This window comes from Pandoraea terrae (assembly GCF_902459695.1).
GTDB lineage: Bacteria > Pseudomonadota > Gammaproteobacteria > Burkholderiales > Burkholderiaceae > Pandoraea > Pandoraea terrae.
Map to the genome: position 1 here is coordinate 49,965 of NZ_CABPRZ010000033.1, position 10,273 is coordinate 60,237.

Genomic DNA, 10,273 nt, shown 5'->3' on the forward strand with positions numbered 1-10,273 from the left:
GTCGCGCAGCCCGTGGTGGGCTGGCGAATCTTCTTGCAGCGCCGCCAGGCCCCCGAATCCGTCATGCCGTCCATTGCCGCGCATCTCGACACCGTCCTCACCCGCATTGCGGCTGCCGTTGCGGCGGCTGGACGCCCCGAGGGGGATGTCCGTCTGCTTGCCGTGTCCAAGACCTTCGGCGCCGATGCGGTGCGCGAGGCCATTGCGGCCGGCCAGCGGGCGTTTGGCGAGAACTACGTCCAGGAAGCCGTCGACAAGATCACGGCACTCGCGGCCGAGAACGCCCAGCGCAGCGCCGGCGACCGGCTCGAATGGCACTTCATCGGGCCGCTGCAGAGCAACAAGACACGGCAGGTGGCCGAGCATTTCGACTGGGTGCATTCCGTCGATCGGCTCAAGATTGCCGAACGCCTGTCGGCGCAGCGCCCGGCCCATCTCGCGCCGTTGCAGGTGTGCCTGCAAGTGAACATCAGCGGCGAGTCCAGCAAGAGCGGCGCCACGCCGGGCGAGGCGCCGGCGCTGGCACGCGCCATCGCTGCGTTGCCAAATGTCCGTTTGCGCGGGCTGATGGCGATTCCCGAGCCCGAAGACGATCCCGCGGCCCAGCGGCGTCCGTTTGCGGCGGTGCGAGCCCTCTTCGACCAATTGCGCGCCGACGGGCTTGCGCTGGACACCCTCTCCATGGGCATGTCGGGCGATCTCGAGGCCGCCATTGCCGAAGGTGCCACAATGGTGCGTGTGGGCACCGCGATTTTCGGCGCGCGCCACTACGCGCGCCCTGCGTAGACTTTACGAATTCAACGGAAGCAAAAGGATTGTTATGAAAATTGCATTCATCGGCGGCGGCAACATGGCCAGTGCCCTGATCGGCGGTTTGATCAAGCGCGGCGCCGCCGCACGCGACATCCTCGCCATCGACGTCAACGAAACCGCCCGCAGCGCGCTGGCCCAACAATACGGCGTGGACACGGCCGCCGCCCCCAGCGACCGCCTGCGGGACTTCGACGCCCTCGTCCTGGCGGTGAAACCGCAGGTCCTGAAAGAAGTCGCGCAGTCCCTGACCCCGCATCTGAGCGGGCAGCTTGTGATCAGCATTGCGGCGGGCATTCGCGCGTCGGACCTGGCCGGCTGGCTCGGCGGTCACCACAAAATCGTGCGCTGCATGCCCAACACACCGGCGCTGATCGGCATGGGCATCACCGGTCTCGCGGCCCTGTCGGGCGTCGACTCCGACCAGCGCAAGCTCGCGGAGAACGTCCTGTCGGCGGCCGGGCAGATCGTCTGGGTCGAAAAGGAAACCCAGCTCGACGGCGTGACGGCGATTTCGGGCAGCGGCCCCGCATACGTCTTCTACTTCATCGAAGCGTTGCAGCAAGCCGCGCAGGAACTTGGCTTCACCGACGAACAGAGCCGCCAACTGGCGATCGCCACCTTCACCGGCGCCGCACAATTGGCGGCCCAGTCGAGCGACCCGGCCAGCGTATTGCGCGAGCGCGTCACGTCGAAGGGCGGCACCACCGCAGCGGCCCTCGCGTCGTTCGAACGCGATGCGATCAAGGCTGCGATCGTGCGCGGCGTGCACGCGGCCAACACCCGCGCGAAGGAACTGGGCGACGAACTCGGCGGCGCGTAAGCCGTTGTCCGCAGCAAAGCAAAAGCGCCAGCCGGGGCAACCCGCTGGCGCTTTCTTGTTGGCCCTGATGCGCGTAGCTCAATTCCCCGCCGTGAGCCAGTAGTGACCGGCGATGCCGAGGAAAACCGCCGCGCCAAGCCAGTTGTTGTGACGGAACGCCGCGAAGCACGGCATGCGCTCGCGGCCGCGAATCAGGAAATAGTGATAGATCGCGAAGCCTGCCGCGACCGCCATGCCGACCCAGAAAGGCCAGCCGAAGCCGAGCGACGCCCCGACGGCCGCCTGGATGCCTAAGGCTGCGGCGTAGCAGAGCATGATGGCGAGCACATCGTACCGGCCAAAGGTAATGGCGGACGTCTTGATACCGATCTTGAGATCGTCGTCGCGATCGACCATCGCATACTCCGTGTCGTAGGCGACCGACCAGAACACGTTCGAGATAAGCAGCAGCCATGCAAGCGGCGGCACTTGATCCTGCACGGCGGCAAACGCCATGGGGATACCGAAACCGAACGCGACACCGAGATACGCCTGCGGAATTGACAGGAAGCGCTTGGTGTACGGATATGTCCCAGCCACAAACAGCGCCGGGATCGACAGCCACTTCGTCAGCGCGTTGAGCGGCAGGATCAGCAGGAACGCGATGATTGACAGCGTTGCCGCCACGGCCAGCGCTTCCCACGCCTGAATGCGCCCCGACGTAATGGGCCGCTCCTTCGTTCGCTTCACATACCGGTCGAAGTCCCGGTCGGCATAATCGTTGATTGCGCAGCCGGCCGAACGCATGAGGAAAGTGCCGATCGTGAAGATCAGCAGAACGGCGGGAGCTGGATGACCGTCCGACGCGATCCAGAGCGCCGCGAGCGTTGGCCACAGCAACAGCACCGTGCCGATGGGCTTGTCGAGACGAACCAGCCGGAAATACAGGGGGAGACGATCGGTGAGGAACATGACGTGCGGCGCTCGCGCGCGAAAAAACATACTTCCGCATTGTATTGCACCGGAGCCCCCGGGACCAAACCAGCAGAAGCGCGCCGCCAGCCCGACACTGGCACAATGGACACCGCGCCCTACTCCTGAAACATCGCTGTGCGCACGGGTGCGGCACACGCGAGCCCCCACAGCGCTCACTTCTCACGCCATGTCTGCCCTTGAACTACCCGACCGACTGCTGATCACGCCGGAGCCTGCCACTTTCGCTAGCGCCGACGCCTTCCTGATACGGCTTGCGCAGGCGCTCGACGGCGGCGTTCGGCTGGTGCAATTGCGCAGCCGGGGCCTGGACGGCGCGCAATACGCTTTGCTGGCGGAGCGTGCAAGGGCGTTGTGCCACAACCACGACGCCCGCTTGCTACTCAATCCGCCGCCGCAAGCGCCTTGGCCCATGGCAGCGGATGGCATCCATCTCACGAGCCCGCGGTTGATGGACGCAGACATGCGTCCGTCCGGATATGGCATGGTGAGTGCCGCGTGTCACGATGCGGCACAACTTGCGCAAGCGCAGCGATTGGGCGTCGATTTCGTCACCTTGTCGCCGGTCCTGGCGACGGCGACCCATCCCGAGGCGGCGCCGATCGGTTGGGAAAAATTCGAGGTATTGGCGAAAACGGTGACCCTCCCGGTCTACGCACTGGGCGGCATGACACTGTCCCAATTGGCGCAAGCGAGGGAAAAGGGTGCCCAAGGCATCGCAGCGATCCGAGGCCTTTGGTAGGAAAAAATGCCCCGCCGCCGGCCATCAGAAAAAACGCCGATTACGCCAGCTGTTTGCGCGCCGCCTCAACCCCGGCGCCGTACGCCGGATCGACCTTGCGGAAGTGTTCGAGCTGCACTGCGACGATTTCCTCCGGCACCCCGCGCATTGCCCGTGCGAGATTGCCGAACAGGCGCTCGCGCTGCCCCGCGTCGAACAGATTGAACAGCGCCCGCGGCTGCGAATAGTCATCGTCGTCATCGCGATGATTGAAGCGATCGGCTACCGCGCCCACCGCTTGCGGCGGCGCCTTCGTTTCCGCTTGCTCTGCGAATGCACCGAAGCGGTTCGGCTCATAGTTCACCGTGCCGCCAAGATTCCCGTCCACGCGCATTGCACCGTCGCGATGGAAACTATTGTGGAATGGGCATTTCGGCGCGTTGACCGGAATCGAATTGTGATTCACTCCGAGACGGTAACGCTGCGTATCGCCGTACGAGAACAGGCGTCCCTGCAACATCTTGTCCGGCGAGAAACCGATGCCTGGCACCACATTGGCCGGATTGAACGCTGCCTGTTCCACTTCCGCGAAATAATTTTCCGGATTGCGGTTGAGCTCCAGCACTCCGACATCGATCAGCGGGTAGTCGTCGTGCGGCCACACCTTCGTCAGATCGAACGGATTGATGCGATACGTATCCGCGTCCTTCTCCGGCATCACCTGCACCCGCAGATGCCAGCGCGGGAAGTCACCCTTCTCGATCGATTCGAACAGATCGCGCTGCGCGCTTTCGCGATCACCCGCCACCACGGCCGCCGCCTCCGCATCCGTGAAATTTTCCACACCTTGCATCGACTTGAAGTGGAACTTCACCCAAAACCGCTCGTTCGCCGCATTGATGAAACTGAACGTGTGCGAACCGAACCCATGCTGCTGACGGTAATTACGCGGCAAACCGCGATCGCTCATCAGGATCGTCACCTGATGCAATGACTCCGGATGACGCGACCAGAAATCCCATACCGCCGTCGGATTGCGCAGATTCGTTTTCGGATCACGCTTTTGCGTGTGAATGAAATCCGGGAATTTCAACGGATCGCGCACGAAGAACACTGGCGTATTGTTGCCGACCAGGTCCCAGTTGCCCTCGTCGGTATAGCACTTCAACGCGAAGCCGCGCACATCGCGCTCCGCGTCGGCTGCCCCGCGTTCACCGGCGACCGTCGAAAAGCGCAGGAACACAGGCGTTTCCTTGCCGACTTCCGCGAATACCGAGGCCTTGCTGTATCGAGTGATGTCGTGTGTGATCTTCAGCGTGCCGTAGGCGCCTGAGCCCTTCGCATGCACGCGGCGCTCGGGAATCACCTCCCGATCGAAATGCGCCAGTTTTTCCAGGAACCAGACATCCTGCAACAACGCCGGACCACGCGGCCCTGCCGTCATCGTGTTCTGGTTGTCGGCAACCGGTGCGCCTGCGGCAGTGGTCAATTTCTTTTGGGGGTCGGACATGCGGCTTCTCCTTGTGGGGGGCGTTCGGCAATTTTATTTTTGCCTATGCGATTAACGAAATTGATTATTCGAATCGACGTGATAGTGACAAGCAACGCACCGTCAAAGTTCCGGCTTCCTCAGTGTCAGCTAAGTCTGCTCGCGTAGGCTCTGCCGTACACGTATGACGGTGTTTCTTCTGAAGAAGCGCCGCACATCGCCGCCACGGAGAACCTATGGAAGACCTGAATCGCGCCCTGTTCCTGTTGCTGAATGCACCCGGGCATCCAAATGCCCTGATGCTCGCAATCGCCAGGATTTTCGCCGAGTACGTCATATGGGCGATCCCGGCCATCATCGGTATCGGATGGTTGCGAAGTGGCGAACGCACACGCAAGGTCCTGCTGGCGGCAACCGTTTCAGGATTGGCGGCGTTGCTGATCAACCAGATCATCGGTTTGATGTGGCAGCACCCGCGCCCCTTCATGGTGGGCGTGGGGCATACCTTCATCGCGCACGCCGCGGATTCATCCTTTCCCAGCGACCACCTGACCCTGTGGTGGGCGGTCGCATTCACCTTCCTGATGCACCGTGGCCAACGCACGACCGGCCTCGCACTGGCCCTGCTGGGACTGCCCGTTGCGTGGGCGCGCATCTACCTTGGGGTCCACTTCCCCCTCGACATGGCGGGCGCGGCTGCCGTCTCGGCGCTGAGCGCATCGCTGGTGTTTCGTAGTGCCCACGTGGTCATTGAACCGCCTTACCGCATCGCCATCCGGATTCACCAACGGCTCTTTCGCCGAATGATTCAATGCGGGCTGGTACGCCCCTAGGGCCTGTTCACGCCAATACCGGACTCGCTATATCTCACCTAAGTTTCGCAGCGCAGACTGCATTCCATTCCCGTCCATCTTCCCTTGGAGAGCGTAATGAATTCAATATCGGCGCCAGGCACTTCCACGTGGTTGAACAAGGTTCCCGCCGTCACGCTGGGGTTCTGGATCATCAAGATCATGTCGACCACGGTCGGCGAAACCGGCGCTGACTTCCTTGCCGTCAACGCCGGGCTCGGCACCGTCATCACGAGCAGCGCGACGGCCGCGTTGCTCGTGCTCGCACTTCTCGGACAACTGAGCACCCGACGTTACATTCCATGGCTCTACTGGTTGACGGTGGTGTTGGTCAGCGTGGTGGGCACCCAGATCACCGATGCCCTGACAGACGGGCTGGGTGTCAGCCTATACCTCAGCACCGCCGCGTTCGCGGCAGCGCTTGCCGCGATATTCGCCCTCTGGTATCGGGCCGAACGCACGCTCTCGATCAAGCTGATTGTCACGCGCCGCCGAGAACTGTTCTACTGGGCCGCGATCCTGTGCACGTTTGCCCTGGGTACGGCAGCAGGCGACCTGGCCACGGAAGCCCTGGGACTGGGATTCCAATGGGGCGTGGTGGTCTTCGGCGGCCTGATCGCGCTGACCGCGTTGGCGCGCCATCTCCGGGCGAACAGCGTTCTGGCCTTCTGGATCGCGTACATCCTGACGCGCCCGCTCGGGGCGTCACTCGGTGACCTGCTGTCGCAGGCCAGAGACTATGGCGGCCTCGGATTCGGCGCGATGCTTACTAGCGCGATCTTCCTTGGCGTCATCGTCGCACTGGTCGCCGTCGCGCAACGAAATTCGAGTCGCACTGCCGTGGCCGTCCCGGCACGATAAATTTTCCGCCTTGCCAATCCGTCATCCCTTTCAAAAGGAAAACGTCATGCAATCACGCAATCTTGCTCGTTCGCTCGTCGTCGCAATGGTCGCCTTCGCCACGTTCGGCGCGGGCCACGTCGCGGCCCTCTCGTTCAATGGCATGATCGCCTCCGCCGAGGCCGCGACCCCATCGAAGCTGGGCGATTTGACGCCGTTCCGCACCATCGCCGTGGATGTGGCGTCCATCGTCGACAAGGGCGATCTGGCCGGCGCCAAGACGCGTATCAAAGACCTGGAAGTCTCCTGGGATTCGGCTGAGGCCGGCCTCAAGCCGCGCGCGGCGGCCGACTGGCATGTCGTGGACAAAGCCATCGACCGCGCACTGGAAGCATTGCGCGCCGGCACGCCGAAAGCCGCCGACTCCAAGCAAGCGCTTGCGGATTTGATCAAGACCATTGACCAGATGAGCGCCAAGCGCTGAGGCCGTCGGGCTGCCCGCGCCACGCGTCAGGCAACCGGCGCGGCGGGCAGCCGCAACCAGGGCCTGTTGCCCCTAGTTCGACGTTACCGGCAAGTCCAGCGGCATCACGCCGGGCAAGTCGCAGGCCGCAATGGCCTCGCATACGGCTTCGATCGCCGGCATGCGGGTAAAGCTCTTGCGCCATGCCAACACGACGCGACGGTCGGGCACCGGCGCCTCGAACGGCACATAGCGCAGCAGTCCGTCGTGCGACTTCACGTCGGACACCGACGTGCGCGGCAACACCGTAATGCCGACACCGCTGGCCACCATGTGCCGGATCGTTTCCAGCGACGACCCTTCAAACGTCTTCTGAATGCCGTCCGCATTCTGCGAGAAACGCATCAGCTCCGGGCACACCCCGAGCACGTGATCGCGGAAGCAATGCCCGCTGCCAAGCAAAAGCATCGTTTCCTGCTTCAGGTCGCCGGCATTGATCGACTCACGGTTGGCCCACTGATGGCTGCGCGGCAAGGCGACGACGAACGGTTCGTCGTACAGCGGACGCACCATCAGCCCGCTCTCGGGGAACGGCAGCGCCATGATCGCCGCGTCGATCTCGCCCTGCTTGAGCAGCTCGATCAGCTTGAGTGTGTAGTTTTCCTGCAGCATCAACGGCATTTGCGGCGTCGTCTCGATCATCTCCTTGACGAGCGTCGGCAGCAGATACGGTCCGATGGTGTAGATCACGCCAAGACGCAGCGGCCCTGCGAGAGGATCGCGGCCCTGCTTGGCAATTTCCTTGATGGCGATGGTCTGTTCGAGCACACGCTGCGCCTGCGCCACGATCTGCTCGCCGAGCGGCGTGACGCTGACTTCCGCCGCGCCCCGCTCGAAGATCTGCACGTTGAGTTCGTCTTCCAGTTTCTTGATGGCGACGGACAACGTAGGCTGGCTGACGAAACAGGCTTCGGCCGCGCGGCCAAAATGGCGCTCGCGCGCCACGGCCACAATGTACTTGAGTTCCGTGAGGGTCATCTCGTCTTCACCTGCAAATAGGGTCCGCACAGGCCCTAATCAGAAAACCGGTTTCGATAGGTTTTCTCTTTTATAGCACACTTGCGCAGCAAATGCCCGTTTGTTGAGGGTGCACGCGCTTACGGCTTGCGCTTCACGCCGTCCGCATTTACGCCTTCAGAAAATCCTCGCGCGCGCCCAGCCAGCGCTCGAGATGCGCCGTCACCGCCTGCGGGTGCGCCCGCAGCAACGTGTCGGCCGCCTCCTGCGCGCCGGGAATCAGCCAGGCGTCCTCGTTGAGATCGACAAACCTCAGCATCGCCGCGCCCGACTGGCGTGCACCGAGAAACTCCCCGGGCCCCCGGATTTCCAGATCGCGGCGCGCAATCACGAAACCGTCGGTGGTCTCGCGCATCGTCTGCAAACGCGCCTTGGCGCCCATCGACAACGGACTTGCGTATAGCAGCAGGCAAACCGATTCGGCCGAGCCGCGGCCTACGCGGCCGCGCAACTGGTGCAACTGGGCGAGACCGAAACGCTCGGCGTGCTCGATGACCATCAACGACGCATTGGGTACGTCGACGCCGACTTCGATCACGGTCGTGGCCACCAGCAGATGCGTATCGCCGCGCGTGAAGTCCTCCATGACGGCGGCCTTCTCCGCAGGCGAGAGCCGTCCGTGCACCAGCCCCACGCGCAACTCCGGCAGCGCCGCCACCAGTTGCGCGTGCGTGTCGACGGCGGTCTGCAACTGCAGCGCCTCGCTCTCCTCGATCAGCGGACACACCCAATACACCTGACGGCCGGACAGCGCCGCCGCGCGCACGCGCTCGACGACTTCGTCGCGGCGCGAATCGCTGACCAGCTTTGTCAGTACCGGGCTTCGGCCGGGCGGCAGTTCATCGATGACGGATACGTCGAGATCGGCGTAATACGTCATCGCGAGCGTGCGCGGGATCGGCGTTGCACTCATCATCAACTGATGCGGCATCGCATCGCCGCCCGAGCTCTGCATCTTGCTGCGCAGGGCGAGCCGCTGCGCCACGCCGAAACGGTGCTGTTCGTCGACCACGGCGAGCCCCAGCCGGTCGAAGGCGACGGTGTCCTGGATGATCGCGTGCGTGCCGATGACGAGCTTCGCTTCACCGCTCGCCACACGCGCCAGCGCCTCGCGTTTTTCCTTCGCCTTCATGCTGCCCGCGAGCCACGCAAGGCCCACGCCGAGCGGCGCCAGCCACGCGGAGAGTTTGCGCAGATGTTGCTCCGCCAGGATTTCCGTCGGCGCCATGATGGCGGCCTGGTAACCGGCGTCGATGGCCTGCGCAGCCGCCAGCGCGGCGATGATCGTCTTCCCGCTGCCCACATCGCCCTGCAAGAGTCGCTGCATCGGGTGCGGTGCGCCAAGATCATCACGAATTTCCGTCCAGACGCGCTGTTGTGCGCCCGTCAGGCGAAACGGCAGCGCCGCCTCGAAGCGCTCGAGCAAGCCCCCGGGCACGCGGGCGCCCAGCGCGGGCGCGGCCAGCCGGCGGCGCGCCGCTTGCGCGCGCTTGAGCGACAGCTGCTGGGCCAGCAATTCTTCGCACTTGATGCGCAGCCACGCCGGATGACTGCGTTCGGACAGCGCGGTCTCGGAAACATCCGGCGGCGGCGCGTGCAGCAAGCGCACGGCGGCGGCCAGCGGCGGCAGCGCATGTTCCGGGCCGATGGCCGCCTCGACAAGCCCCGGCGGCAGCAGTTCGGGCAGCGGCGTGCGATCGATCGCGTTGGCAATGGCGCGCCGCAAATACGCCTGGCTCAGGCCGGCCGCGCTGGGATACACGGGCGTGAGCGCATCGGGCAGCGCCTGATCATCCGTCACCACGCGGTAGGACGGGTGCACCATCTCCAGGCCGAAGAATCCGCCGCGTACCTCGCCTCGCGCACGAACTCGCGTGCCGGGCGAGAGCTGTTTTTGCTGACTGCCGTAAAAATTCAGAAAACGGAGCACCAGTTCGTGGCCGTCGTCCGCGATCTTGACCAGCCATTGCCGGCGCGGGCGATACGCGACTTCACTCGACGTCACCGTCCCCTCGACTTGCGCCAACTCGCTCGGCAGGACTTCGCCGATCTTGCGCAGTGTCGTTTCGTCCTCGTAGCGCATCGGCAGATGCAGGATCAGATCGATGTCGCGCTTGAGCCCCAGCTTGGCGAGCTTGTCGGCGCTGCCGCGCTTCTGCGCGCCCGACGCAGGCGCCTGCTTCTCGGCGGGCTTCGCGGCGGGCTTCGCCGGCGGCGCGGCGGGCGG

10 protein-coding genes are annotated in these 10,273 nt (G+C 64.1%); 6 read left to right on the forward strand and 4 right to left on the reverse strand.

Going from position 1 to position 10,273, the window contains the following annotated elements:
* Positions 1 to 63: 63 nt before the first annotated feature.
* Together PTE30175_RS25280 and proC are read left to right on the forward strand one after the other, a co-directional pair.
* Positions 64 to 786, forward strand: a complete 723-nt coding sequence (locus PTE30175_RS25280) for a YggS family pyridoxal phosphate-dependent enzyme (RefSeq protein WP_150699824.1) — start codon at positions 64 to 66, stop codon at positions 784 to 786.
* A gap of 34 nt (positions 787 to 820) precedes the next feature.
* Entirely contained in the window at positions 821 to 1,633 is an 813-nt protein-coding gene (gene proC / locus PTE30175_RS25285; protein ID WP_150699825.1) for a pyrroline-5-carboxylate reductase, read from the forward strand.
* Between the two features lie 78 nt (positions 1,634 to 1,711).
* Here proC and ubiA read toward each other — a convergent pair whose 3' ends face one another.
* Positions 1,712 to 2,584, reverse strand: coding sequence for a 4-hydroxybenzoate octaprenyltransferase (gene ubiA / locus PTE30175_RS25290; protein WP_150699826.1), 873 nt, complete (start codon positions 2,582 to 2,584; stop codon positions 1,712 to 1,714).
* A gap of 190 nt (positions 2,585 to 2,774) precedes the next feature.
* Between ubiA and PTE30175_RS25295 the strand changes: the two genes are divergently transcribed.
* Positions 2,775 to 3,347, forward strand: coding sequence for a thiamine phosphate synthase (locus tag PTE30175_RS25295; protein ID WP_150699827.1), 573 nt, complete (start codon positions 2,775 to 2,777; stop codon positions 3,345 to 3,347).
* A 40-nt stretch (positions 3,348 to 3,387) separates the two neighbouring features.
* Here PTE30175_RS25295 and PTE30175_RS25300 read toward each other — a convergent pair whose 3' ends face one another.
* Complete coding sequence (locus PTE30175_RS25300; protein WP_150699828.1) at positions 3,388 to 4,836, reverse strand: catalase; 1,449 nt, start codon at positions 4,834 to 4,836, stop codon at positions 3,388 to 3,390.
* Between the two features lie 215 nt (positions 4,837 to 5,051).
* On the opposite strand from PTE30175_RS25300, the gene PTE30175_RS25305 reads away from it, so the two are divergent.
* The 3 genes from PTE30175_RS25305 (at position 5,052) to PTE30175_RS25315 (ending at position 6,990) form a co-directional block, all read left to right on the forward strand.
* Positions 5,052 to 5,648 (forward strand): undecaprenyl-diphosphatase, encoded by a 597-nt coding sequence (locus PTE30175_RS25305; protein ID WP_150699829.1) that lies wholly within the window; start codon positions 5,052 to 5,054, stop codon positions 5,646 to 5,648.
* Between the two features lie 96 nt (positions 5,649 to 5,744).
* Positions 5,745 to 6,527 (forward strand): COG4705 family protein, encoded by a 783-nt coding sequence (locus PTE30175_RS25310; RefSeq protein ID WP_150699830.1) that lies wholly within the window; start codon positions 5,745 to 5,747, stop codon positions 6,525 to 6,527.
* Positions 6,528 to 6,573: 46 nt separating this feature from the next.
* Complete coding sequence (locus tag PTE30175_RS25315; protein ID WP_420819679.1) at positions 6,574 to 6,990, forward strand: hypothetical protein; 417 nt, start codon at positions 6,574 to 6,576, stop codon at positions 6,988 to 6,990.
* 72 nt (positions 6,991 to 7,062) lie between these two features.
* Here PTE30175_RS25315 and PTE30175_RS25320 read toward each other — a convergent pair whose 3' ends face one another.
* Positions 7,063 to 8,007 (reverse strand): LysR substrate-binding domain-containing protein, encoded by a 945-nt coding sequence (locus tag PTE30175_RS25320; protein WP_150699831.1) that lies wholly within the window; start codon positions 8,005 to 8,007, stop codon positions 7,063 to 7,065.
* Positions 8,008 to 8,155: 148 nt separating this feature from the next.
* On the reverse strand, positions 8,156 to 10,273 hold a 2,118-nt coding region (recG, locus tag PTE30175_RS25325), incomplete at its 5' end, for an ATP-dependent DNA helicase RecG (protein ID WP_150699832.1).